Origin of the sequence: Aquibium oceanicum, from assembly GCF_001889605.1 — a bacterium.
Taxonomy (GTDB): domain Bacteria; phylum Pseudomonadota; class Alphaproteobacteria; order Rhizobiales; family Rhizobiaceae; genus Aquibium; species Aquibium oceanicum.
Window position 1 is genome coordinate 1,900,718 of sequence record NZ_CP018171.1, and the last position, 24,103, is coordinate 1,924,820.

At 66.5% G+C, this 24,103-nt stretch carries 20 protein-coding genes; 10 read left to right on the forward strand and 10 right to left on the reverse strand.

Annotated elements, in window-relative coordinates; all coding sequences use genetic code 11:
- Positions 1 to 25 precede the first annotated feature (25 nt).
- The gene (locus BSQ44_RS09420; RefSeq protein WP_072603362.1) at positions 26 to 1,177 is read right to left on the reverse strand and encodes a porin; all 1,152 of its coding nucleotides are present in this window, start codon (positions 1,175 to 1,177) and stop codon (positions 26 to 28) included.
- A 420-nt stretch (positions 1,178 to 1,597) separates the two neighbouring features.
- On the reverse strand, positions 1,598 to 2,743 hold the full coding sequence (locus BSQ44_RS09425) for a porin (protein ID WP_072603363.1): 1,146 nt from the start codon (positions 2,741 to 2,743) through the stop codon (positions 1,598 to 1,600).
- Positions 2,744 to 3,287: 544 nt separating this feature from the next.
- On the opposite strand from BSQ44_RS09425, the gene BSQ44_RS09430 reads away from it, so the two are divergent.
- From BSQ44_RS09430 to BSQ44_RS09455, 6 genes are read left to right on the forward strand one after another with little or no spacing between them, the layout of a single operon-like run.
- Entirely contained in the window at positions 3,288 to 4,577 is a 1,290-nt protein-coding gene (locus tag BSQ44_RS09430) for a TRAP transporter large permease (protein WP_072603365.1), read from the forward strand.
- 45 nt (positions 4,578 to 4,622) lie between these two features.
- The gene (locus tag BSQ44_RS09435) at positions 4,623 to 5,600 is read left to right on the forward strand and encodes a TRAP transporter substrate-binding protein (RefSeq protein ID WP_072603367.1); all 978 of its coding nucleotides are present in this window, start codon (positions 4,623 to 4,625) and stop codon (positions 5,598 to 5,600) included.
- A 4-nt stretch (positions 5,601 to 5,604) separates the two neighbouring features.
- Complete coding sequence (locus tag BSQ44_RS09440; protein ID WP_072603369.1) at positions 5,605 to 6,132, forward strand: TRAP transporter small permease; 528 nt, start codon at positions 5,605 to 5,607, stop codon at positions 6,130 to 6,132.
- Positions 6,129 to 7,583 carry a M81 family metallopeptidase gene (locus tag BSQ44_RS09445; RefSeq protein WP_072603371.1) on the forward strand — a complete coding sequence of 485 codons (1,455 nt, stop codon included), beginning with the start codon at positions 6,129 to 6,131 and terminating at the stop codon, positions 7,581 to 7,583. The genes BSQ44_RS09440 and BSQ44_RS09445 overlap by 4 nt, the downstream gene beginning before the upstream one ends.
- Positions 7,580 to 8,434: an alpha/beta fold hydrolase gene (locus BSQ44_RS09450; RefSeq protein ID WP_072603373.1), complete on the forward strand. Its 855-nt coding sequence runs from the start codon at positions 7,580 to 7,582 to the stop codon at positions 8,432 to 8,434. Before BSQ44_RS09445 ends, BSQ44_RS09450 begins: the two co-directional genes overlap by 4 nt.
- The gene (locus tag BSQ44_RS09455) at positions 8,431 to 9,423 is read left to right on the forward strand and encodes an ornithine cyclodeaminase family protein (RefSeq protein ID WP_072603375.1); all 993 of its coding nucleotides are present in this window, start codon (positions 8,431 to 8,433) and stop codon (positions 9,421 to 9,423) included. The genes BSQ44_RS09450 and BSQ44_RS09455 overlap by 4 nt, the downstream gene beginning before the upstream one ends.
- Positions 9,424 to 9,444: 21 nt before the next feature.
- Here BSQ44_RS09455 and BSQ44_RS09460 read toward each other — a convergent pair whose 3' ends face one another.
- On the reverse strand, positions 9,445 to 10,056 hold the full coding sequence (locus tag BSQ44_RS09460) for a phosphoribosyltransferase (protein WP_335622706.1): 612 nt from the start codon (positions 10,054 to 10,056) through the stop codon (positions 9,445 to 9,447).
- Between the two features lie 264 nt (positions 10,057 to 10,320).
- On the opposite strand from BSQ44_RS09460, the gene BSQ44_RS09465 reads away from it, so the two are divergent.
- Positions 10,321 to 11,091, forward strand: a complete 771-nt coding sequence (locus tag BSQ44_RS09465) for an SDR family oxidoreductase (RefSeq protein WP_072603379.1) — start codon at positions 10,321 to 10,323, stop codon at positions 11,089 to 11,091.
- Positions 11,092 to 11,137: 46 nt separating this feature from the next.
- Here BSQ44_RS09465 and BSQ44_RS09470 read toward each other — a convergent pair whose 3' ends face one another.
- Together BSQ44_RS09470 and BSQ44_RS09475 are read right to left on the reverse strand one after the other, a co-directional pair.
- Positions 11,138 to 11,638 carry a DUF982 domain-containing protein gene (locus tag BSQ44_RS09470; RefSeq protein WP_072603381.1) on the reverse strand — a complete coding sequence of 167 codons (501 nt, stop codon included), beginning with the start codon at positions 11,636 to 11,638 and terminating at the stop codon, positions 11,138 to 11,140.
- Between the two features lie 71 nt (positions 11,639 to 11,709).
- A complete protein-coding gene (locus BSQ44_RS09475) occupies positions 11,710 to 14,595 on the reverse strand; it encodes a caspase family protein (RefSeq protein ID WP_072603383.1) in 2,886 nt (961 codons plus the stop codon).
- Positions 14,596 to 14,820: 225 nt separating this feature from the next.
- Between BSQ44_RS09475 and BSQ44_RS09480 the strand changes: the two genes are divergently transcribed.
- The 3 genes from BSQ44_RS09480 to BSQ44_RS09490 all read left to right on the forward strand — a co-directional run bounded on the left by BSQ44_RS09480 (position 14,821) and on the right by BSQ44_RS09490 (position 19,454).
- The gene (locus BSQ44_RS09480; RefSeq protein ID WP_072603385.1) at positions 14,821 to 15,948 is read left to right on the forward strand and encodes a metallophosphoesterase family protein; all 1,128 of its coding nucleotides are present in this window, start codon (positions 14,821 to 14,823) and stop codon (positions 15,946 to 15,948) included.
- On the forward strand, positions 15,945 to 18,569 hold the full coding sequence (locus BSQ44_RS09485) for an AAA family ATPase (RefSeq protein WP_072603388.1): 2,625 nt from the start codon (positions 15,945 to 15,947) through the stop codon (positions 18,567 to 18,569). The genes BSQ44_RS09480 and BSQ44_RS09485 overlap by 4 nt, the downstream gene beginning before the upstream one ends.
- 165 nt (positions 18,570 to 18,734) lie before the next feature.
- Positions 18,735 to 19,454, forward strand: a complete 720-nt coding sequence (locus BSQ44_RS09490; protein ID WP_210187930.1) for a GntR family transcriptional regulator — start codon at positions 18,735 to 18,737, stop codon at positions 19,452 to 19,454.
- Positions 19,455 to 19,471: 17 nt separating this feature from the next.
- Here the strand turns inward: BSQ44_RS09490 and BSQ44_RS09495 are convergent, their stop codons facing one another.
- The 5 genes from BSQ44_RS09495 to BSQ44_RS09515 form a co-directional block, all read right to left on the reverse strand.
- Positions 19,472 to 19,972, reverse strand: a complete 501-nt coding sequence (locus BSQ44_RS09495) for a TRAP transporter small permease (RefSeq protein WP_072603390.1) — start codon at positions 19,970 to 19,972, stop codon at positions 19,472 to 19,474.
- 10 nt (positions 19,973 to 19,982) lie between these two features.
- Positions 19,983 to 21,296, reverse strand: a complete 1,314-nt coding sequence (locus tag BSQ44_RS09500) for a TRAP transporter large permease (RefSeq protein WP_072603392.1) — start codon at positions 21,294 to 21,296, stop codon at positions 19,983 to 19,985.
- 110 nt (positions 21,297 to 21,406) lie between these two features.
- On the reverse strand, positions 21,407 to 22,417 hold the full coding sequence (gene dctP, locus BSQ44_RS09505) for a TRAP transporter substrate-binding protein DctP (RefSeq protein ID WP_072603394.1): 1,011 nt from the start codon (positions 22,415 to 22,417) through the stop codon (positions 21,407 to 21,409).
- Positions 22,418 to 22,583: 166 nt separating this feature from the next.
- On the reverse strand, positions 22,584 to 23,231 hold the full coding sequence (locus BSQ44_RS09510) for a fumarate hydratase C-terminal domain-containing protein (protein ID WP_072603396.1): 648 nt from the start codon (positions 23,229 to 23,231) through the stop codon (positions 22,584 to 22,586).
- Between the two features lie 2 nt (positions 23,232 to 23,233).
- Positions 23,234 to 24,103, reverse strand: coding sequence for a fumarate hydratase (locus BSQ44_RS09515; RefSeq protein WP_072603399.1), 870 nt, complete (start codon positions 24,101 to 24,103; stop codon positions 23,234 to 23,236).

Consider the following 24,103-nt stretch of genomic DNA (forward strand, 5'->3'; position numbering starts at 1 on the left):
TTTTCCTCATCAGCTCGTAAGCCGATTAGAAGTAACGCGTGAAGCGCAGGTAACCGGAGACGGTGCCATCCGGATCGTAGCCACCGGCTACGCCCTGGAACTCGCCGCGGTCGGTGTAGACCACCTCGGTGCGCACTTCGAAGTTCTCGACCGGAACCCAGACGAAGCCGACTTCAGCCGCCCATGCATCGGTGCCAGTGGAGACGTCCGTGCCTGCTACGTAGAGGTCGCTGAAATACTGAGCACCAACCTGAATGCCGAGGGTCGGGTTGATCTGGTAGTTCAGCGAACCCAGGATGCTCCACTCGGCACCGCCGGTCACGCAACCGGGCGAGCAGCTCGGAGCGCCGACGTTGTAGGAGTGGTCACCGTCAGCGTAGAAGCCGAGGACGCGGATCGAGGTGCCGGGCATGCTCGCGATGTTGTACTGAAGGCCGAGCTGAGCAGCGAAGCCACCATCCACGCCGACGATGTCGTCGAAGCTCTCGTCATAGGCCGCACGAGCCCACACGGCGCCCCAACCCTGAGCGATACCAATCTTGCCGACCAGGTCGGGCATGTAGCCCTCGCCGCCGAGCGTATCGTCTTCGAGAGCCACCGCGGCGAAGAAGCCGTTGGAGCCATTGAAGCGGTAACCGATCAGGTGACGCTGCTGGTAGCCGTAGTAGAGACCACCCCAGGTGTGCGAACCGTAGTTGGACGGACCGCCGTTCTTGGAGTCAGCCCAGAACGATTCGGAGTAACCCATCATCAGGCCGCCGAGCTGGATGTAGCCCTGGTCGACCGACACCGGACCGTCGCCGATACCTGAACCGAAAGTGGCCTGCAGACGGATGAAGGCGCGCAGCGTGCCCCACTCGGTGTCCGAACGCGCGTCGAAGTTCAGGCGCGTGCGGACCTGCTTCATGAAGCCATCGCCCAGCGTGGTGTCGTAGTAGCCGAACGTGTCGTTCACGTTGTCGTAGCTGCCGGCACCGATCTGATACCAGACGTAGCCCGAGATCGACAGGCAGGTTTCCGTGCCCGGGATGTAGAAGAAGCCTGCACCGTAGGCGTCGCAGACGCGCACGTATTCAACAGGCTCCGGCTCCGGGATGACGATTGCATCGGCGGCTTTCGCGCCGGTCGCCGCGACCAGGACCGCGGCAGAGCCGAGAAGCAGGCTCTTGATGTTCATGGTTGACCTCCAGTCAAAGTTTCAAAGCAGGTTTGGGTTTCTGGCTGAAGATCGCGTCCCCGCCCCCATTCCCAATGTCGAAAAAAAGATGCACGTCGGCGCCCCTTTCTTCGAGACTGACCATACTCGTGTCGTTTGCGGGTTCAACATCGAACGTCGTGCTGGCGCCGTCTTGCCATTCCATTGCCCAACCTGTGTTGCACAAAGGACACGAAGTTGGCGACCTGAAGGTGCTGCCCGGTGCTGATGGTGGTGCATCGCCGGGCGGAGATCGGGCTTCGTCAGGCGACAGAAAGTCGTATCAGGGGAAATCCCGCTGCATTGCCGGGGAAGAATCAAAAAAGAGACCCGGCGATCGCCCGCCGGGTCTCTTGGATTTTCTTTCCCGCCGGATCCCGGCGAGCGATTCGCAAGCCGCTTCTAGAAGAAGCGCGTGAAGCGCAGGAAGCCGGAGACGGTCCCGTCCAGCGTCTCGATCTTGTCGTAGTAGACCTCCGACCGGACCTCGAAGTTCTCGATCGGAACCCACACGAGCGCCAGCTCCGCTTCGTAACCGTCGAGGCCCGTCGAGTCGTCTGTCAGGCCCTGATAGAAGTCGCTGAAGTACTGCGCGCCGACGGATGCGCCGAAGGTCGGAGTGAACTGGTGGTAATAGGATCCGAGCACCGACCATTCCGAGTTGCCGAATCCGCCCACGGGCGCCACGAGCGCGCTTGCCAATGCCGGGCTGCCGACACCGTAGGCATTGTCGCTGTCGGAGTAGTAGCCGATTACGCGCAGCGACGATCCCTCGAAGCCGGGGATGTTGTAGTGGACACCAGCTGTTACGCCCCATCCGTCATCGCTCAACGAGTCGATCGCACTCCGATCTTCATCGTAGCCGACCTTGGCCCAGATAGCGCCCCAGCTCTGATTGTAGCTCACGGCACCGACCACGTCGGGCATGTAGCCTTCACCACCAAGCGTATCGTCTTCGAGCGACAGCGTCGCCGCGAACCCCTGGTCCGAACCGAAGGAGTAAGAGATCTGGTGGCGCTGCTGGTACCCGTAGCTCAGGCCACCCCAGGAATGCGAACCGTAGGAGGCCACGCCGGCGCCGATGGAATCGTTCCAGACCGTTTCGGTGTAGCCCATGCGCAGGCCGCCGAGCTGGATGATTCCCTGATCGATGCCGACCGGCCCGTCACCAGGTGTGCCCCAATCCGCCTGAAGCCGGATATTGGCGCGCAACGTGCCCCACTCGGTGTCCGATCGCGCGTCGAATTCCACGCGGGTGCGCACGCCCTTTATGAAGCCTTCATCCGCAGGATAACTGCCATAGGTCTGAAAATCAGGGCTGTCGTTGCCGTCATAGCTCTCGGCAGCGATCTGATACCAGACGTAGCCGGAAATCTTCAGGCACGTCTCGGTGCCGGGGATGTAGAAGTAGCCTGCGCCGTATGCATCGCAGACGCGCACGTATTCGACGGGTTCCGGCTCGGGGATGACGATTGCGTCCGCCGCGCGCGCGCCGGTCGCCGCGACGAGGGTCGCCGCCGACGCCAGAAGGAGACTCTTGATAGCCATGTGATGGTTCCTGATTTCGCCCACTTCGAAAGCAGACGGTCAGTCGCCGTATGCGTGATTGCCCCCGCGTCGGTCAGGCGTCGCTTTCTGGCGAAAAATCTGCCGGAACTCGTTTGCCGGTTCAACAGGAGTTTTAGGTTATTGCGCGGCGCAAAATCGATTGCGGCTAGGTGTTGCGGAAAAGCGACGAAATCGAAGCCAAAAATCAGGCATTCCCGGGGCTGGCGCCGGATTGTGCAGTGCAAAAGAAGCAGTCGCTCAAAATGTGGGCGCAGCGCAGAGGGCGCGGCACACCTTGCAACCCACAGTACCGCCTCTGAGGCTGGCTCGGGAACGGATACGGGCGCAACGCGCCAGGCCCGATTTTCCGATTGGAAAATTTCGCTTGGCAGCCGCCCAGCCTCTGTTACGGTTCCGAGGATCGGTTTCGAGGGGTGATGGTGCCGGGATTGGTGTCAGACGGGGAAGTCGCAGGGGGGCGGGTTATCGCCTGCCATTCGTCGCTGAAGACGAAGCCCGTCGCGCTGGCTTGCGGAGCGCGTCGGTGATCTGGCTGGCGCCGGCCGCGGGTATCGCGCTGTTGGTCTCCGGGCTGGCTTTGGCCTACGTCGTCGGCGCGGCTTCCGTCGTCGCCTATCTCGCCAGCGGCAACGGCCGCTATCTGGCGGTCCTGCCGCAGCAGATCTTCTCGCGCATCGACGTCTTCGCGCTGATGGCGATGCCGCTTTTCATCCTGTCGGGCGAGATCATGAACAGGGGAGGGGTGACACGCGCGCTGATCCGCCTCTCGATGGCGATCGTCGGGCGGCTGCCCGGCGGGCTCGGACACGTCAACATCATGACCAGCGTCTTCTTCGCCGGCATTTCCGGGTCCGCGGTCGCCGACGCGGCGGCGTTATCGAACACGCTGGTGCCCTCCATGCGCGAGCAGGGCTATACCAACAGCTACGCCAGCGCGATTACGGCGGCTTCGTCCATCATCGGGCCGATCATCCCTCCGTCGATCATCCTGATCTTCTATGGCGCACTGATGAGCACCTCTGTCACCGCGCTGTTCCTCGCGGGTATCGTGCCGGGGCTGCTGCTCGCCTGCGCGCTCTTCGCCGTCAATGCCTTCTATGCCTGGCGCGACGACCATCCCCGACTGACGCGCGAGGAGGCGCCGCCGCTCGTCGCCACATTCTGGCAGACCGCGCCCGCACTCCTCCTGCCGCTCATCATCGTCGGCGGCATCGTCTTCGGGCTGGCGACGCCGACGGAGGCGGCGGCGGTCGCGGTCTTCGCGGCGCTCGGCGTCGGCGCTCTCTACGACGGGCTGAGCCGCAAGGACATCCTGGAGGGACTTCGGCGCACCGCCGTGCTCTCCGGCTCCATCTTCATGCTGATCACTGCGGTAGCGGCCCTCGGCCATCTCGGCGCTCTCGAGCGCCTGCCGGAGGCGATCGCGGCCCTGGTCGCGGAACTGGGGCTTGGGCCGATCCAGTACCTGATCGTGCTCAACGTCGTCTTCCTGCTCGCCGGCATGGTGCTCGACGTGCCCGTGGCTCTGGCGCTGCTGGTGCCGCTTCTGGCGCCGGTGGCGCTCGCCCAGGGTGCCGATCCCGTCCATCTCGGCATCGTTTTGAGTTTCAACCTGTGCATCGGCCTGATCTCGCCGCCGCTCGGCGGCTGCCTGCTGGTCGTCTCGGCGGTCGCCAGGATCGATTATTGGGAATTGGCCCGCGCGATCGTCCCGTTCGTCATCGTCGAGATAGTCGTGCTGGGGCTGCTCGTGGCTTTTCCCGAGATCAGCCTCGCCCTGCCACGCGCCTTCGGCTTCGTCGGCGGGGGGTAAGTGCCTGCAAGAAAGACAAAGCGCAACCAACAGGAGGTTAGGACCATGAACATCTCGAAATATGCGTATGCGGCGGCGTTCGCCGCGGCGCTCGCCTTCACCGGGGCGGCGTCGGCTCAGGTCAAGGTGGCGCTCGACAGCCCACCCGACCTGCAGGGCTCGGGCAGCTACGTCTGGGCCCACACCTTCGTGGAGGAGCTGAAGAAGGCCGGCATTGAGGCCGAGGAATACCAGCGCGGCGCGCTCGGCGGCGACGACGAACTCTTCGACCAGGTCAGCCAGGGCCTGCTGGAGGTATCCATGTCGCCGCTCGGCATCGTCGGCTCGCTGGACAACACGATCTACGGCCTGCGCCTGCCATACTTCTTCCAGGACATGGGCGAGGTCGACAAGGCGCTCTACGAGGGCGGCATGCTGGAGAAGATCAACGAGGGCACGACCTCTCACGGCGTGCGCGTGCTGGCCGTCAACACCGTCGGCCAGGGCTCGGGCATCTTCAACACCAAGAAACCGGTCGAGAAGGTCGCCGACATGCAGGGCCTGCGCATGCGCGCGCTGGACGAGAGCCAGATCGACCTGTTCGAGGCCTGGGGCGCTTCCGGCACCATCGTCAGCTGGGCCGAGGTGCCGAACGCGCTGCAGACAGGCGTCGCCGAGGGCTATCTGAACCCCCCGATCGTTCCGCTGCTCTTCGGCCACACCGACTTCATCAAGTTCTTCACCGACGCCGAGATCACACCGTCGCTGCGCATCACCATCGTCTCGGAGGACTGGTACCAGGGGCTCTCGGACGAAGACCGCGCTAAGGTGGACGCCGCGGCCGAAGCCGCCAACAAGGCCAACCGCGACTGGCTCGCCTCGCAGGATTCGGTCTATGGCAAGCTGAAGGAAGCGGGCGTGCAGATCTCCGAACTCGGCGACGATGCGCGCGCCGCCTTTCGGGAGGCCTCGCAGCCGGTCTACGACAGCGGCCTGGTGACGCCGGAACAGCTTGCCGCCTGGAAGACGGCGAAGGGCGAATAGCGCCTTGCGGGCGGCGGCATTCCTGATCCGGCTTTCGGCCGGCCTCAACCGGATCGCGCTCTGGGGCGCGGTGCTGGCAGTGGCCGTCATGGCCTTTTCCGCCGGATATCAGGTCGTCGCCCGCTACGTCTTCGACGCTCCGCCGGTCTGGACCGAAGAACTTGCCCGCCGGGCGATGGTCTGGGCCGGCATGCTCGGCGCCTCGGTCGCCTTCCACGAGCGTTCGGACCCGAACCTCTTTCCGCACATGGTCTCCGTCCGCGGATCCCGCGGCGCGGCCTTGGCCCTGCTGCGCGCGGCCGGCGCCGCGGTCTTCGTCCTGCCGGTGCTCTACTACTCCCTGCTCGGACCGAGTTTCAGCCTGGCGCGGGGTTTCATCGGGCGGACGCTGGAACGCAAGGCGGAGATGATGGGCATCTCCATGGCCTGGTTCACCGCGGCGATCCCCGTCGCTTTCACGCTCATCCTCATCCACTTGCTTGCGCAGCTAGCGCGCCATTTCACGCAGCCGCCGGAATCGACACCCGCATGAAGATCTTCATCGCCAGCATCTCCACCGAAACCAACTCCTTCTCGCCCCTGCCGACGGGGCGGCTGAGCTTCGAGGAAGGCGTCGTCGCCCATGGCGACGCGACCAAGGGGCCGGTCGAATACTGGTCGGCGCCGCTGCACATCTGGCGAAACCGGGCCGAAGCGGAAGGCTGGGAGGTCGTGGAAAGCCTGACCGCCCACGCCCAGCCGGCCGGGCCGACCGTGCGGGAGGTCTACGAGGAGTTCCGCGACGAAATCCTGGCAGACCTGCGGGCCGCCGGACCCGTTGACGTGATCCTGCTCTCCCTTCACGGCGCCATGATCGCGGACGGTTACGACGATTGCGAGGGCGACCTGATCCGGCACTGCCGCGACATTGCCGGGCCGAAGACGGTGATCGGCGGGCTGCTTGATCCGCATTGCCACCTGACGGAAGAGATGCTGGGCAACGCGACGCTGCTCGTCGCCTACAAGGAATATCCGCACGTCGACATTCCCGAACGTGCGGAAGACCTGTTCACGCTCGCCGCCGACGCCGCCCAAGGTAGGACGAAGCCGGTCATGCGCGAGTTCGACTGCCGCATGATCTGTGCCATGCACACGCCCTACGCGCCGATGCGCGGCTTTATCGACATGCTTCTCGAGCGCGAGAAGGAGGAGGGCATCCTGTCGCTCTCGCTCGCCGCGGGCTTTCCCTGGGGCGACCATCCCCGCGTCGGCGCGCGCATGCTGGCGATCACCGACGGCGATCCCGACATGGCGGCAGCACTTGCCGAGGAGATCGGCCGGCACCTGTTCTCGCTGCGCCACGAGATCATGCGGCCTTATCCGGACATCCAGGGCGCGCTCGACCGGGCAGTTGCGGCGGCCTCGGGCCCGGTGGTGCTGGCCGACGTCTCCGACAATGCCGGCGGCGGTGCGCCGTCCGACGCCACTTTCCTGCTGGAGGCGATCCTCGAACGCGGCATCACCAATGTCGCGACCGGCATCTACTGGGATCCCGTCGCGGTGCGCATCTGCCGCGAGGCGGGCAAGGGCGCGACGCTTAACCTGCGGCTCGGCGGCAAGTGCGGGCCGATGTCCGGCAATCCGCTCGACCTCGAGGTGACGGTACGCGGCATCGCCAGCGGTCTGACGCAGCGATTCGGCTCGCTCCCCGCGCCGCTCGGCAACCTGGTCTGGCTGGAGGCGAACGGCGTCGATATCCTCGTCAACGACAACCGCACCCAGACCTTCCACCCCGAAGCCTTCACTGGCATCGGGATCGATCTGTCGACGAAGAAGATCGTCTGCGTGAAGTCCTCCAACCATTTCCATGCCGGCTTCGCGCCGATCGCCTCGGAGGTTATCCACGTCGCGACACCGGGTTCGATCACACCCGACTACGGCAACATCCCCTTCACCAAACGCGCCCCGAACTACTGGCCGAAGACCGAGGACCCTTTCGCATGACCAACCGACTGATCGCCGACCGCGACCGTTTCGCGGCCGAAAATCCGGAGCGGCGGATCGACCTGAACGGGCGCGACTGGGGTTATCTCGACGTCGGCACCGGCGGGCCGGTCCTGCTCCTGGTCCCCGGCACACTCGGTCGCTGCGACATCTTCTGGCAGCAGATCGAGGCCCTGAAAGACCGCGCGCGGGTCGTCGCGCTGTCCTATCCTGTGTCGGGCGGGGTGGCGGATTGGTCGGACGACATCGCCGCGCTCTGCGAAAAGCTGGACCTCGGCAAGGTGACCCTGCTCGGCTCGTCCCTCGGCGGCTATCTTGTCCAGCATTTCGCGGCAACCCATCCGGAGCGGGTCGAGCGGCTGATCGCGGCCAACACGCTGCATTCGGTCGCCGAGATTGCGACGAAGCCGCCCTACAGCTCCGATCTCGACAACGGCCCGATCGAGGAACTGCGTGCAGGCTTCGGCACCGGGTTGAAGGCCTGGGCTGAGATGCATCCCGACCAGTCGGAGCTCGTCGAACTGCTCCTGATGGAGGTCGGCGGACGCATTCCCGAGGCGGAACTGCGCAACCGGCTGAACGCGCTGAAGCGGGGTCCGGAACTGCCGCCGGTGGAACTTCCGAACGAACGCACCGCCACCATCGAAGGTGCCGACGATCCGCTGATCCCGCCGCCCATGCGCGAGGCTGTGCGGGCGCGGCTGAAGCCGGGCGTGGCCTATCGCTTCGAGAGCGGCGGGCATTTTCCCTACGTGGTGCGTCCCGCGCTCTACACCGCGCTGCTGGAAGAACAGCTTGGACTTCCCCTGACCGGCGAGGGCTGGGGCAAGGGCGCGGTGCGCGCACGATGATCGTCCTTTCCGATGCCGACGTCGCCGCGCTTCTGCCCATGCGGGATGCCATCGAGGTGGTGGCGGGCGCCATGAAGGAGGTTTCGGCGGGCAACGCGAACCTGCCGCTGCGCTCGATCGTGGACGTTGGCAGGCCGAACATGATGGGCGTCATGCCGGGCGCCTTCATGCCCGGATCGGAAGCGACGGCGCCCTGCTACGGCATCAAGCTGGTCAGCCTTTTCCCCGGCAATCCGGATGCGGGCTACTCCTCGCACCAGGGCGCGATCGTTCTGTTCGAATCGCAGCACGGTTCGGCGATCGCCATGATGAATGCCGGGCTGCTCACGGCGATTCGCACGGCGGCTGCGAGTGCAGTGGCGACGCGTGCGCTGGCGCGCGAGGATGCGGGCGTACTCGCCATCATCGGCGCGGGCGAACAGGCCGAGCATCACCTGGAGGCGATGGTGGCGGTCAGGCCCGTGCGGGAGGTTCGTATCGTGGGCCGCCGCCGGGAAAAGGCGGAGCGATTCGCAGCGCATGCGCGGGAAATGCACCCGGCGCTCAAGATCGACGTGCTGGACGACGTCCGCGCGGCCGTCGATGGGGCCGATCTCGTCTGCACGGTCACGTCCTCTGCCGAGCCGTTGCTGTCTGGCGACTGGATCGCGCCCGGAACGCATCTCAACGTGGTCGGGGCATCCATTCCTTCCAAGCGCGAGATCGACGAGGAGATGGTGGCCCGCGCCGCGCTCTATGTCGACTACCGCCCCTCCACCTTCGCCCAGGCCGGCGAGGTGATCGGCGCGATTGAAAGTGGCAGGATCGGCAAGGACCATGTCCGCGCCGAGATCGGCGAGGTGCTGGGCGGCTCGAAACCTGGCCGAGCGGGCCCCGAAGAGATCACGCTCTACCGCTCGCTCGGCATCGCCGCGCAGGATCTCGCCTGTGCCATGCATTGCCTCACCCGCGCCAGGGCCGAAGGCCGCGGCGTGGAAGCCCCGCTCTGAGCAGGCGAGTCGCGTTCCGGGTCAGTCCTTCGCGCTTTCCGTCTTCCTGCGCCGCGCCGCCTCGTGCAGCGCCTGCGTTACCTCATCGTCGGAGAGCTGCCGGAAATCGCGATAGTGCTGGCTCAGCGCCCGGAAACTCGGGGGCTGGCTGAGGCAGACGACGGCGTCCGCCTCCGGCTCGAGTTCGATGCAGGTATCCGGCGGCGCGACCGGCAGCGCCACGACGATGCGGCGCGGCTGGCGACGCTTGAGTGCGCGCAACGCGACCTTCATTGTCGTTCCCGTCGCCGCGCCGTCGTCGACGACGATAGCCGTCCTGTCCCTGATCGACATCACCTTCCGATTGCCTCGATATGCGCCGCGACGGCGCTCCAGTTCCGGGCGTTCTTCCTTCACGAGCGCGTCGAGTTCCGCCTCGCCCAGGCCGTAGGCTTCGATGATTTCGCGGTTCAGCACCACGTCGGGCGGGTTGCCGTCGACGATGGCCGCCACCGCGAGTTCGGGGTTCCCCGGCGCGCCCACCTTGCGGACGATGACCAGATCGAGCGGCGCATGGAGCAGATCGGCGATCTCGGCCGCGACGGGAACGCCGCCGCGCGGCAGGGCGAGCACGATCGGATCGTGCAGATCCATCTTCGCCAATTCGGAACCGAGAGCCTTTCCTGCTTCTGCCCGATCGTTGAACATTGTCGCACTGCCGCGGATGCGGTCCTCCCGTTTCGTCGTGTCCCGTCCGAGGTCGTCCTTGCCCCGTCCGATTAGACGTCTGACGGCTTCGTCCGGTTCCGTAGTTGATGCACGTCAACCGCGCAGGATTGACCTCCATCAAGGAGCGGCGGCGCTCGACACGGTACTCATCGTCCGACGCCAGAAACCCACTCGTTCCGGAGAATTCCCATGGCAATCATATCAGGCAAGATCGCACTCGTGACCGGCGCGGCTGCCGGCATCGGCCGCGCCGCGGCGCTGAAATTCGCACAGGAGGGGGCCAAGGTCGTCCTGTCCGACGTCAACGTGGACGGCGGCGAGGAGACCGCCACGATGATCCGCGACAATGGCGGCGAGGCGGTCTTCATGAAGGCCGACGTATCGGTTCCCGAAGAGGTCGATGCGCTCATCGCCAAGGCCGTCGACACCTACGGGCGCCTCGACTGCGCCTGCAACAATGCCGGTATCGAGGGCCGCATCGCACCGATCGTCGAACAGCCGCTAGACAACTACGACCGCATCATGGCGGTGAACGCGCGCGGCACGTTCCTGTGCATGAAGGCGGAACTGACCCAGATGCTGAAGACCGGCGGCGGCGCCATCGTCAATCTCGCCTCCGTCGCCGGCCTGATCGGCTTTCCCGGTCTGTCGCCTTATGTCGCGTCCAAGCACGCCGTGAACGGCATGACCAAGAACGCTGCGCTCGAATATGGCAAGCAGGGCATCCGGGTGAATTCGATCTGCCCCGGCGGGGTCGATACCCGCATGCTCGATTCGCTGGCCGAGCAGGCGACGGGAGGCGCCCAGTCGAGCGCGCAGATGATGGACCCGCTGCATCCGATCGGTCGTATCGGTACCCCTGAAGAGATCGCCGAACTGATCGTCTGGCTCTGCTCGGATCGGGCGTCCTTCGTCACCGGCACGAACATCCCGATCGATGGCGGCTTCGTCGCGCAGTAGGTTCCATCCAGGCAAAAATGTGCGGCCCCCTTTCCGGCGGTTATCGTCATTCGAAGATCAGCACACCGGCCTGCTGCGCCGCCTCGATGAAGCGGTCGCGCGCATCCGAAGCGGAAAGCAGGCCGTCCAGCGCCGCCTGCGCAGTGTTCAATGCGTCTTCCTGGTTGCCACCGCTCGGCCAGTCGGCGCTCTGCAGGTAGTCGCGTGCCTGACGCGCCGAGCCGATCTCGACCCTGCCGACGGGATCGGACACGGTGACGACGCGGTCGAACGGCAGGTCTTGGTTCTCGGCCATCTCAAGATCCTCCTTCAGGATGTCGGCTTCGCGCGCGGCGGCTGCGAAGGCTTCGCGCGCCAGCGTCGGTTCCCGCGTCCCCTTGAGGACGGCCAGGCACGCCGAGCGCGCCGCGTAGTGCTGCCGGCCCCATTCGCGCGGCCAGCGATGCAGCAGAAAATCCGCCGCGTCGCGCGCATTCGCGACGCTCTGCACGGCGTTCGGTTGCTGCGCAGCCACCTTCACCGGGACGTCGAACCAGCCTGTCTGCATCACGCACCTCCAGAGCGAGGTCGAACGGCCCAGCGGTTGGAATGTTCCGGGGCCGGCCGGGCGATTGCCACCTATTCGGCCGCGTTCAGCGCCCTGATCTTCTCGGACACCTGGATCTGCAGCTTCGCCAGTTCGATCTGCGCGAGCAGCGCTTCGAAATAGGTCTCGTACTGCGCCTGGCCCGCTTCTCGGTAAACCGCGCGCGACGCTTCGAGCGCGGCGGCGGCCTCGTCGAGCGCGGGCAGCGAGGGCGCAAGCTTGCCAATCTCGGTCAGCGTCTGACCGAGATTGTGCATCGCCAGCGCCCAGTCGAGCGGCATGCGGTCGCGCGTGTTCTCCAGGAGCGAGAGCCGGTAGTGCGCCGCGGCCTTCTCGAAACCTGCCAGCGAACCGCCGCGAGAGGCCAGCGCGTAGTGCAGGTTCCCGAGATTGTTCTGTGTCTTAGCCCATTCCAGTGGTGCGCGGTCGCGTGACTGCTGCGGCAGCGCGGCCTCGAACGCGGCTTCGGCCTCTGCATATGCACGCTCGGGTCCGCCGGCCTTTGCCAGCGACAGGAGTGCGCTGCCGAGATTGTTCTGCAGATTGCCCCATTCGCCGGGAACGCGGTCGCGGGTCCGCTCCGTCAGAGAGTTGCGCAGGGCAGCAACGGCCGCCTCCATCACCGACCGGTCGCTCCGGCGCTCGCCGATGTTGCGCAGCACGATGCCGAGGTTCTCCTGCACCGCCGCCCATTTCAGCGGCGAACGCTCGCGCGTAATCTCCTGGAGCGCGAGCCGGAGCGCGGCCTCCGCCTCTTCGTAGCGTTCGGTGCTGCTCTCCCGCTCCGCCAGCCGGTGCAGGGCCGTCGCCACGTTGTTCTGCGATTCCGCCCAGAGCAGGGGCGTCCTGTCGCGCGTATTCAGCTTCAGGACCTCGAGATAGGCCGCGACGGCTTCGGCCAGCTTGTCGTTGCCGGTCTCCATCTCGCCGAGTGCGCCGAGCGCAATCGCCAGGTTGTTCTGCATCGACGCCCAGTCCGACGCAGCGGCCTCGCGGCTGGTAATGGCGAGCGAGGCGCGGAAGAGGTCCGCGGCCTCCAACAGGCGTGTCCGGTCGCCCGTGCGCTGGCCGAGATACATCAGCGCAGTCCCTAGCCGGTTCGTAACCCGCGCGACGAGTTCCGCGTTCTCGACCTCCCCGGCCTTTGCCCGCGCCGTTCGAAGCACGGCTTCGGCCTCCCGGAGCCGCTCCGTGCCGTCGTCGCGCCAGCCGAGGGTGAACAGCACCAGCCCGAGGTCGCTGCCGAGCCGAAGCTCCGCCTCTGCCGGCCCGTCGGCAGGCAGTTCCGCCAGCGTTTCGCGCAGGATCGAGGCAGATGACTCCAGCGTCGCGGCTCCGCTCTCGTGTTCGCCGGCGGTAAACAGAGCCATGGCGAGGCCGGAACGCGCCTTCGCCCACCGGGGCGAGCGGTCGTCGGCCGGAAGATTGTCGAGCGCCTCGCGATAGGCCTCCACAGCGCGCTCCAGGCTGCCGGCATCCACCTTGTAGTATCCGTGGTCGGCCAGGGCCTCGGCCATGGCCATCAGGTAGTCCACCGCGCGGTCGTCGTCCGACCGCTTCACCTCATCGTAGGCGCGGCCGTAGTCTTCCGCCGCGTGCAGATGATCGAAGGAGAGCGCGTAGGTCTCCGCACTCCGGGCATAGACGGCGGCGAACTCGCGCCGCCGCGTCGCGATTTCTCCCTCCGCCCGGTCGACGGACGCGTGCAGTTCCTCGACGCGCGCCTTGGCCTTCCCGTTGATTGCGATAGCGGCCTTGAGCGCGCCTTCCCGGAGCGCCGTCTCTGCGAGCCCGCCGAGCCGTGCGATTTCGGGATCACTGGGGGCGAGCGCCCGCCGTTCGGCCAGCATCGACTTCAGTCGCTCGGCTTGGTCGCGCAGGACGGCGTCGAGTTGCGCCGGGTCGGCGACAGCTTCCGCGCCCAGCGCCTGGAGCATGGCGAAAAGTGCGTCCATCGGCACGCCGGCCTTTTCCGCCCGCGCCTCGACCTGCCGGCGCTCCGCTTGCCCGATGGCCGAGATGCCGAGCAGGAGCCGCCGCCGCTCGCCGCGGATGGCGGCCTCCTCGCCGTTCGCCGGATCGGCGGCGCCGAAGCGCAATTCGCGGCGAAGGCTGGTGTTCATCCACGGCGTCTGCCGTCCGCCGGTCCTGAGATAGACCTCCTCGGAGATCATGGTCATGACGTCGCCGAACGGGTAGCCGCCGGCGGAAAGGTGCTTCAGGAGCGCGGCCGCATACGGGCTGTGTTCGCCTGGCGCCCCGTCGAGCGCCGCCGCGCCGGGTTCGGCGGCGAAACCGAGCACGATCCCGAGATTTTCCGGGGCGGGCTCTCCACCGGCGGGCGCGAGCCTCCGGGCGCCACGTGCGGGCGGCGGCGCCAGGCCCTCGGGCGCCATCGCCACGGGTTCGGCTTCCGGCGCGACGCGCACCATCGCGCCCGGCGGGAAGGGATTGTCGCGACAGGCGTCGAGCAGCACGATCACCACGGGCACGGTTTGGCGCAGGCGCGCGATCAACTGCGAGGTCGGCACCAGCCTCTCGGATGCGGCGTCCAGCGCGGACAGGTCGGCATCAACCGGAACCATGAAGTTTTCGCCGCCGGCCTCGATGCCGTGCCCGGCGTAGTAGAGGATGGCGACGTCGGCGTGCGCGGCATCCTCGGCGAAGTCCTCCAGGTCGCGCGCGAGCCGCCGCGCGTCCCGGTCGGACGAAAGGTCGGTCTCGAAGCCAAGATCATCGAGCAGGTCCTCCACTGCGCGGGCGTCGTCCTTGGGATTGGCAAGCGGCGGCAGGTGTTCGTAGCCGGAGTTGCCGATCACCAGCGCCACGCCCTGCAGCGCGTCCTCGACGGCAAACGCCATCCGGCCGCCTGCGGCCAGCGATACGAGGCACAGCACTGCGCTGAGGAGGCGGTACATGGCGAAAACCAATAGCCGAGTCCGCGGCGGTATCAAGATGGTCTGCAGGGCGACGCGAACGGGGTGTGCCGTCCGTGCAGGCCGCCTCCGCGAACGCAACGGGTGTGTCGACAGCCCTGCGGTCTCTTGAACCGCGCGGGCAGGGGAACGGCGGGGGAGGGCGATGGTTGTCGCCGGTGCAACCGCTGCTTTACATGTGCGGCGGACGATGGAAGGTAACGCCGGATGACGTTCCGATTCGTCCATTCCAGCGACCTCCATCTCGGCAAGCGCTTCGGACGGTTTTCAGGCGACCTGCCCGGCGCCCTGCGCGAGGCGCGCCACGCTGCGATCGGCCGACTGGCAGAACACGCGCGGGAGCACGGCGCCTCCACGGTTCTCCTGGCTGGCGATACGTTCGACACCGAGACGCCCGCGCCTCAGGTGCGGCGCCAGGCGCTGGCGGAGATGAGCCATCATACCGACATCCGCTTCGTGATCCTGCCGGGCAACCATGATTCGCTGCAGACGACGCAACTCTGGACGACGCTGCGGGCCGAGGCGCCGCAGAACGTCTCGCTCGCGGTCGAGCCGCATGCGATGGAACTTGCCCCCGGCGTCCTCCTCTTTCCCGCGCCCTGCACGACCCGGCGGGCCGGCCGCGACCTCACCGAATGGATGGACGGCGCACCGTCCGCGGACGGGACGTTGCGAATCGGGCTCGCGCACGGCGCGGTTCGGAGCTTTTCGGAAGAGGGCGATGGGCTCGAGGTGATCGCGCCGGATCGTGCCCGTCGCGCCGGCCTGTCATACCTCGCGCTCGGCGACTGGCACGGCGGCGTGGAGATCGATCCGCGCACCCGCTACAGCGGCACGCCCGAACAGGACCGCTTCAAGCATGGTCGTCCCGGCGAGGCGCTGTTGGTGTCGCTAGAGGGACCGGACGCGCTGCCCGAGGTGACGGCGCTTCCGACCGGCCGCTTCGCCTGGCGCACGCTGACCCTCGAACTGCTCGACCGTGACGACGCCGTCGCAGGCCTGGAAGCGCTCCTGCCGGAGACGCGGCAGCGGCGCCAGTCGCTCCTGCGGATCGCCGCGACCGGCCGGGCGCGGCTGGCGGACCGCACGGCGCTCTCCGATGCGATAGACCACGCGCGACCTGACTTCGCCTATCTCGACTTCGACGACCGGGGGTTGGCGACCGAATGCGAGGCGGGAGATCTGGACCGGATCGACCGCGCGGGCGCGCTGCGCGAGGCGGCCGATGCGCTGCTCGCCGAATCGGAGGACGCGGCCCGCTCGGCGGAGGAGCGCGCGATCGCCGGTGCGGCTCTTGCCCGGCTCTATGCCTATGCGCAGGCGGTAAACCCTTGAAGATCGCCGCTTTCCGCCTGTTCAACGTCAAGCGTTTCGCCAATCGCGGTGTCGCGGTCGAAGGCATCGGCGACGGCGTCAACGTGCTGTGCGCCGCCAACGAGTTCGGCAAGTCGACCAGCTTCGAGGCGCTGCACGCGCTGTTCTTCCAGCCACATTCGAGCACGGCCGCCGATGTTCGTAGCTTGCGCCCCTATTCGGGCGGCAATCCGCGCGTCGAGGCCGACATCGAGACTGAGGCGGGACGGTACCGCGTCGCCAAGCAGTTCTACGGCGGCCGCTCGGCGCAGGTGACCGACCTCGCCACGGGACGGCTGATCGCCCAGGCCGACGAGGCGGAAATCTTCATCGAAGGCCTTGTCAGAGGCGGCACGGCGGGACCTGCCGGTTTGCTGTGGGTTCGCCAAGGCGTGACGGGCATCGAGAGGCGCTCGAAGTCCGAGGAGGACAGCGAGAAGCAGGTACGCGCCAGCCTGCTCGAATCGGTTCAGGGAGAGGTCGAGGCGGTGACCGGCGGACGCCGCATGGCCGAGATCATGGCGGCGGCGGAGGAAGAACTCGGCCGGCTTGTGACCCCGACAGGACGTCCCAAAGCCGGCGAGCGCTATGCCGCCGCCGTCGAGGAGCGTGCGCGCCTTGAGGTCGAGGAGCGCCGGCTCGAAGGCGAGGTTACGGCTTTGCGTCAAGCGCTCGACGCGCGGGCCGTTGCGACGAAGCGGCTGGCCGAACTCGACCGCGCCGAGGACCGGCAGGAGCGGAGGCAGGCGGTCGAGACCGCGCAGGCCGCCCTCGAGGCGGCGAAGTCGAAGGCCGCGGTTCTGCGAGCGGCGGAAACGGACCTGACGCTGACGCGGGAACGGCGCGATGCAGCGGACAAAAAACTCGCCACGTTCCGGGCGGCCCTGCGGAAGGCCGAGACGCTGCGGAGCCAGCTCGCCGAGGCCGCCCACAGGCGCGCGGAAGCGTTGGCCCGGCGCGACGAGGCGGCAGCAACGGTCACACAGGCCCGTGCCGAAAGCGAAGCGGCGGAGGCGGGCGAACAGGAGGCGCGTGCCCTGCTCGCCCGGCTCGACGCCGCCTTGCGGTCGCGCGAGGCGGCGGAGCGACTGGCGGAACTGGAGCAGCGGCTTGCGGCGGCGGATACCGCCCGCGGCGGGATCGAGGAAGGCGAGGCGGCCATTGCTCCGCTGCGGCTTTCGGACAAGAGCGTGGCGGAACTCGAATCCGTCGAGATCGAGATTGCGAAACTCCGCGCGGTCGCCCAGGCCGGCCGTCCGTCGCTTACTGTCGCCTACGAGCCGGGTGCGCCGGCCGTGATGCTGGACGGCAAGGCGCTGACGGACGGCGAGCCGCTATCCTACGACGGGCAAGCCCAGCTCTCGATTCCCGGCATCGGCATCGCGACCTTGAGAGCTGGGCGGACTACCGGCGACGGCGACGGCTTGCACAGGGTCGAGGAGCGCCGCCGCGTCCTTCTCGCCTCGCTGGGCGTCGAGGATCTCGCCGCCGCGCGCGGGCGGCAAATGGAGGTACAGCGCCGGGAGAGCGACCTGCGCGAACTGAAGGCGCGCTTGTCTGCGCTCGCACCCGACGGGCTGGCGAAGCTGCGCGAAGACGTTGTGGCGCGAAGGGCGGTCGCCGGCGACGCGCTGGAGCTGAAGGAGGATCCGGCACAAGTCCGCGCCGCGCATGAGGCGGCGGAGGCGCGGCGTCTGGCGGCACGGCAGGCGTTGCGCGAGGCGGAGCCCATGCAGGGGGGCGCCGGAGACGCCGTCGTCGCGGCCGAGACCGCGCTCGCCGCGCTCCAGGCCGAACGTGCGCAGGCCGAGGCCGTTCTCGGGCCGGAGGAAACGCGGGCTGAGCAGGAAAACCGCTTCGCGGGCGAGTTGGCTGAGCTCGACGCCAAGCTGGCGGAGCAGCAGGCCGTGGTGGCCGGGCTGCGCGAGAGCGCCGTCGATCTCGCCTCGGCGGAGGCGACGCTCAGGCGCGTCCGCTCGGTGGCCGACGCTGCCGAGAAGGAGGCCGGTTCGCTGCGCGAGCGGATGGCCGGCCTCAATGCCGAAATCCGCGCCCGTTCCGACGACGCCGTCGAGGAAAACTGGCGGGAGACGGTCGAGGCGCTCGCTGCCGCAAACTCCCGCGTCGCGGCCTACGAGAAGGAAGTCGCCGTCCTGCAGAAGCTGCGCGCCGCGCTGGAGACGGCACGCAGCCGTGCCCGCGACGCCTATCTGAAGCCGGTGATGACCGAACTTCGCCCGTTGCTCGGGCTCCTGTTCGATGATGTCTCGATCACCTTCGACGAAAAAACGCTGCTCCCCCACAAGATCCTGCGGAACGGCCAGGAAGAGGAGGTCGAGCGCCTGAGCGGCGGCATGCGCGAGCAGCTGTCTGTGCTGACGCGACTCGCTTTCGCCCGCCTGCTCGCGAAGGACGGCCGCCCCGCCCCGGTGATTCTCGACGACGCCCTGGTCTATTCCGACGACGACCGCATCGAGAAGATGTTCGACGCGCTGCACCGGCAGTCGCTCGACCAGCAGATCATCGTCTTTTCCTGCCGGCAGCGCGCCTTCCAGAAGCTTGGCGGACACGTGCTTCAGGTGACCGACTGGCATCCGGGCTGAGCAGCCGCGCGGCTCCGCCATCCGGGCCGGTTGCCGGCCCTCCCGGTGGCAACGGTTTTTTCCCTGCTTCGATCAATGAACTCAAAGACTAGTCTTTCGGTTCACCTGATACACCTCGCCGTGCTAGCAGAGATCTACAGAGGGAAATCAGGGACGAGAGCATACGTGAGCCTCAACAAGAGCAACATATCGCGCTACGTGCAGCTTGCGACGCTCTTCCGGCGCAAGATCGAGATCGGCACGTGGCAACTGGGTCAGCAGATCCCCACGGTCGACATGCTCGCGGCGGAATTCGACGTGGCGCGCGCGACCATCCGCCAGGCGCTGTCCATCCTGGAAAGCGACGGTCTCATCGAACGCCACCGGGCCAAGGGTACCTTCGTGACCTTCCGCCCACAGGAAGCGCTCTGGTGCCAGGTCGAGACGAACTGGGCGGGACTGCTCAACGCGCGCGAAGGAGCCACGATCGAGGTGCTGGCGCGTGGCGAATCGGCCGACGTGCAGGGCCTGGTGCACCAGATCGGCGAACGCGCGCCGTCTTACCTGCACTTCCGGCGCCGCCATTGGCGCAACGATTCGCCCTTCATGATCGGCGAGGTCTACATCGACAAACGGCTCGAGCAGCGCATAACGGACGAGGCTCTGCGCACGAAGACCTCGATGCGCCTCATCGCCGACGTGGCAGGCGTGGAGGTGACGGACGCGCGCCAGACGCTGACCATCGGGACGGCGGACGCCGAGATCGCCGAACTCCTCCATCTTCCCTTCAACGCGCCGGTCGCCGTGGTGCACCGCTCGGCCATCGACGCCAGCGGCACGCTGGTGTTCGTCGGCGTCGCAACCTATCGCGGCGACGTGGTCCGGCTCGACTTCAAACTTCGCTGAGCTCCCGTCCGAAGCGTCTATTCCTCGCGGATGACGGCCGGCTTGCGGAAGCGTGCGCCGGCGACAAGGTCCACCACGCAGCTCACGGCCGCGAGCGTGCATCCCGCCGCGAGCGCGATCTTGGCCGGGTAGACCGGAAACTGCACGATGCCCGAGGTGTACTCACCGACCCGCCAGGACTGCATGGCATTGCCCCAGCCGCGCCATGCCAGCGCCGTGAAGAAGCAGAGCATGAGAAGCAGCGTCAGCGTGTCGCTCAGCCGCTGCCCGAAGCGCGGCATGGCATCGTAGGCGATGTCGACGCTGATGTAGGAGCGGTTCAGGTGTACCATGCCCAGCCCAAGGAAGACCGCCACCACCATCAGGGTCTGGGTCGCCTCGAACACGCCGGCGATGGGTCGCTGGAAGATGAGGGTGACGATGATGTCTGCCCCGCCGAGCAGCGTGATCGCCAGGATGGCGAGCCCGCCGATGAAGAGGGTTACCCTGTTGATGCCGACATAGAGCTTCCGGAGCACCGGCGCCTCCCTAGTAGCGCATGTTGTTGGGGATCCACATCACGATGTCCGGGAACATGATGAAGGTGATCAGGATCGCCACGTTGAGCAGCACGAACGGCAGGATGCCGCGCACGATGTCCTCGATCCGGAGCATGCCCTCGGACGCCCCGACGGTGGCGAAGAGGTTGAGGCCCACCGGCGGCGTGATCGCGCCGATCTCGATGATGATGATGACCAGGATACCGAAGAAGATCGGGTCGATACCGGCTGCCACGATGATCGGATAGACGAAGGGGATGGTCACGAGCTGCAGCGACAGGCCTTCCATGAAGCAGCCCAGAACGACGTAGATCATGCCCAGGATGATGAGCAGCATCGTTGGCGACAGCTGCAGCGCCTCGGTAAAGTCGACGACGCCGGTGACGAAGCCGCTCAACACCAGCATGCGCGAATAGATCATGCCGCCGATCACGATGATGAAGAGCATCGCCGTTGTTTCGGCCGAGCGCATGAGCGTCATGCCCAGCATGCTCATGGTGAGGCGGCGGCGGAGGGCGATGATCACCAGCGCGCCGAAGGCGCCGGCGGCCCCGGCAGCGGACGGCGAGAAGTAGCCGCCATAGATGCCGGTCATGATGAACAGGAAGAGGAGCAGGATCGACCAGGTGTTTCCGAGCGCGCCCCACCGTTCGGCGCGTGACGCCTTCGGGCGGTCCGCCGGCGCGAGCTTCGGATTGAACCGCACCATCGCCCAGACCATGATGCAGTAGCCGAGCGCGGTGATGATGCCCGGTACGATTCCGGCGATCATCAGCTTGCCGATCGATTGCTCGGTGAGGATGCCGTAGACCACCATGCCGATGCTCGGCGGAATGAGGGCGGCCAGCGTTCCCGCCGAGGCGATGCACGCTCCCGAAAGCGAACGCGAGTAGCCGAGCCTCAGCATCTCGGGCAGCGACAACCGAGTGAACACCGTGGCGTTCACCAGCGGCGAGCCGGAGATGGCGGCAAAGCCCGTGGCGCCGCTGATGGTGGCGAGGTAGAGGCCGCCGCGCAGGTGGCCGAGCCAACGGTCGGCGGCCGTGTAGAGTTCCGTCGCCATGCCGCTCGCCATGGCCAGGTTGCCCATGAACAGGAATGTGGGAAGCACCGCGAAGGCGTAGTTGGCCGTGATGGAGTAGGAGACGCTGTAGAGCTGGCCCAGCGCGAGCATCTCCCCGCCGATCAGGTAGAGCCCGGCAATTCCGGCCGTCGCCAGCGCGATCGCGACTGGAACGCCAAGGATCATCAGCACGAGCATCACGAGCGTGAATCCCGCGGCGATGGACAGCGGATCTGACATCGACGGTTCCCGGATCTTCGAAACAACGGCGGGCAGCGCGCGGCGCGCTGCCCGGCACCAGGCTGGGCGTCAGGGCGTCCGGACGGAGCCGGGCGCCGTGACGGTCACGCTCAACGAAGCTCTTTCCACTTCGCCACGACCGAGGAGGCCTCGTCGCCCATGCCCTTGTCGGCCATCATCTTCGACCAGACGTCGAGCATGTCGGGCATCATCTCCTCGAGCTTGTCCTGCTCGGGGAAGGGAAGCACCTCCACGCCGTTTTCCTTCAGCGTGGCGAGCGACTTGTCGTTGGCTGCGGATGTCACTTCTTCGTCAAAGGCCTCGGCTTCCTTCTGAACGTCGGTGATGAGCTTCTGCACCGACGGGTCTAGGCTGTTCCACTTGTCGAGGTTCATGACGCTCATATGCGCCACGATGGGTCCGAAGGTGATCTCGGAGGCGTACTTGGCGACCTCATACAGGCGGTTCGACACCAGGAAGTCGTAGGGCAGGATGATGCAGTCGATCGTGCCGCGCTGCATGGACTCGTAGAACTCGCCCGGAAGCACGGTCACGGGCGTTGCGCCCAGCGTGTTGAGCACGATGGGGAAGTAGTCTCCCTGGCTGCGGATCTTGCGGCCCTTGAAATCCTCGATGGTACGCAGGGGCTGCGTGCACAGCATGTGGTATTCGTTGAACTGCGCGAACCGCATGACGTGGAGCTTGTTCTCGTCGGCTTCTTCCTTCAGCGCCGGAATGTCGGCGAGCAGGGCGTTGCCGATCTGAATCGCCGCGGACGAGTTCGGATAGGAGAACGGCGCCGAGCTCAGCGGTGCGAAGAAGGGCAGGTTGGCCGCGTACCAGCTCGGCGTCAGCGCGCCGGCATCGAGGGCGCCGGTCGAGATCAGGTCGAACAGCTCGGCGGGCGATCCCGCCGCGCCGGCCCAGAACATCTGGAATGTCACCTTGCCGTCTGAGCGCTTGGCGATTTCCTTCGCGGCCCAGTCATCGGCCAGCGAACTGGTCGATGTCTGCGAAACGGAATGCCCGAACCGGATGTTGGTCTCCGGATAGTCCTGTGCCTGGGCGGCCGCCGTCCACACGACGGTTCCCGCGAGTATCATTGTCAGTTTCGTCAGCATGTATTCCTCCCGATGCTGAGTTGCGAATTAACGGTCCATGTTTGCGTAGCGTGTCGGGGATCGCCCGCCAATCGCCTGCTCTATGCGCCGACTGCAAAGGTTCTTTGCAGCGAATAGGTTAGTTTTATAACCTTTATCAATCGGTAACATGACCTTTTCACCACCGTCAAGCAGCGGGGTCGGAACCGCCGCCAGCGGCGGCACTTTCCCGTGCCGCCCGAAGCTCTTCCATCAGGGCCGGAAGCCGCTCCCTGGCCCTGGCTTCCAGCTGGTCGTAGCCATTGTTGCCATGCGCATCGATGCCCACGGTGAGCGGCCCCAGGCCCTCCACCCGCATTTTCACCAGCCGATAGTGCGTGACGAGATCGGACCAGCCGACGCCGGTCACCTCTTTGATCGCGTCCGTGTGGAGCGTCGCGCCTCCGCCGAGAATGGATAGGTAGACGCAGCCTACCTCCTGCATGGCGCGGGCGCATTCGGCGTCGAGCCCGCCCTTGCCGCACACGATGCGCAGGCCGTAATGCCGGATGATCTTCGGCATCAGGGGGTTGAAGCGGGTGCTGGTCGTGGGATTGATGTAGACGATCTCGAAGCCGTGGTCTGTGTCCCGGCTGTAGCTCGGCAGGTGAAAGAAGCCGGCGCCTTCGAGAGGGAAGGGCAACTCGCGCTTTCCTTCCATCGCCTCGATGATGCGCTTGTGCGTCGGCAGTCCGCCCGTCGCGACGATCTCGCCGTCCACGGTGACGAGGTCGCCAAGCCGCAGCCCGCGGATCGCTTCCACGTCGACCGGCAGTGTCAGGTGATGCGTCGCCATCGTCACTCGATCCGCTCGATGCGTCCGTCATTGTAGAGACGGGCGCGGGTTCGCCGGTTGATCCAGCAGTTGAAACACACTGCCACGGGCGTGAAGCCGTGACCGGAGGCATATTCGATGTGGATGGCGAGCGCGGTGGTGTCGCCGCCAGTGCCCATCGGGCCGAAGCCGAGCTTGTTCGTGGCCTTGAGGAGCCGCTCCTCCATCGCCGCCAGCACGGGCTCCGAACTCGGTGTGCCAAGTGGCCGCAGCGTCGCGAGCTTGGCGATCTTGGTGCAGTAGTCGAAGGTCCCGCCGATGCCGACGCCGATCGTGACCGGAGGGCACTGCTGTGCGGCGGTCTTGACGATGACGTCGAGGACGTAGGCCTCGATCTCCTCCAGCGTCGGGAAGCTGAAGATTTCCAGCGACGCCCAGCGGCCCGACCCAAGCGCCTTGGGCGCGCAGGTGATGTCGATGTAGTCGGCACCGTCGATCATGTCCCAGCTCACCACCGGCATGTCCTTGCCGGCGTAGCTCCGCTCGTTGGTCAACGGGTTGGTGACGTGCTTCAGGAGCGGCGGCTGGATGGTCTCGACCAGATGCGCGAATCCGTCGCTGATCGCCCGCTTCACGTCGCCCTCGAAGCGCGCCTGGGTACCCACCTTGATGAAGTAGACCGGCACGCCGGAGTCCGAGCAGACGAATCGATCCGTATTCTCGGCCCGGTCGGCACTGCGCCGCATCATCGAGAGCACCTTGCGCGCGCTCTCGTTGGTCTCGGCCGCGGCCGCACGGTCCAGCGCCTCCTTTGCGTCGTCCGGGATGCGCTTCAGCGACCATTCGTAGAGGTCGGCGGTGAGTGTCTTCACGGCCTCGTAAGTGATTGCCAT

Bases quoted from the DNA above. Each gene is read 5' to 3' on its own strand.
- BSQ44_RS09420 (WP_072603362.1), bottom strand. From the start codon at position 1,177: ATGAACATCAAGAGCCTGCTTCTCGGCTCTGCCGCGGTCCTGGTCGCG.
- BSQ44_RS09425 (WP_072603363.1), bottom strand. From the start codon at position 2,743: ATGGCTATCAAGAGTCTCCTTCTGGCGTCGGCGGCGACCCTCGTCGCG.
- BSQ44_RS09435 (WP_072603367.1), top strand. From the start codon at position 4,623: ATGAACATCTCGAAATATGCGTATGCGGCGGCGTTCGCCGCGGCGCTC.
- BSQ44_RS09445 (WP_072603371.1), top strand. From the start codon at position 6,129: ATGAAGATCTTCATCGCCAGCATCTCCACCGAAACCAACTCCTTCTCG.
- BSQ44_RS09450 (WP_072603373.1), top strand. From the start codon at position 7,580: ATGACCAACCGACTGATCGCCGACCGCGACCGTTTCGCGGCCGAAAAT.
- BSQ44_RS09455 (WP_072603375.1), top strand. From the start codon at position 8,431: ATGATCGTCCTTTCCGATGCCGACGTCGCCGCGCTTCTGCCCATGCGG.
- BSQ44_RS09460 (WP_335622706.1), bottom strand. From the start codon at position 10,056: ATGGATCTGCACGATCCGATCGTGCTCGCCCTGCCGCGCGGCGGCGTT.
- BSQ44_RS09465 (WP_072603379.1), top strand. From the start codon at position 10,321: ATGGCAATCATATCAGGCAAGATCGCACTCGTGACCGGCGCGGCTGCC.
- BSQ44_RS09470 (WP_072603381.1), bottom strand. From the start codon at position 11,638: ATGCAGACAGGCTGGTTCGACGTCCCGGTGAAGGTGGCTGCGCAGCAA.
- BSQ44_RS09475 (WP_072603383.1), bottom strand. From the start codon at position 14,595: ATGTACCGCCTCCTCAGCGCAGTGCTGTGCCTCGTATCGCTGGCCGCA.
- BSQ44_RS09480 (WP_072603385.1), top strand. From the start codon at position 14,821: ATGACGTTCCGATTCGTCCATTCCAGCGACCTCCATCTCGGCAAGCGC.
- BSQ44_RS09500 (WP_072603392.1), bottom strand. From the start codon at position 21,296: ATGTCAGATCCGCTGTCCATCGCCGCGGGATTCACGCTCGTGATGCTC.
- dctP (WP_072603394.1), bottom strand. From the start codon at position 22,417: ATGCTGACGAAACTGACAATGATACTCGCGGGAACCGTCGTGTGGACG.
- BSQ44_RS09510 (WP_072603396.1), bottom strand. From the start codon at position 23,231: ATGGCGACGCATCACCTGACACTGCCGGTCGACGTGGAAGCGATCCGC.
- BSQ44_RS09515 (WP_072603399.1), bottom strand. From the start codon at position 24,103: ATGGCAATCACTTACGAGGCCGTGAAGACACTCACCGCCGACCTCTAC.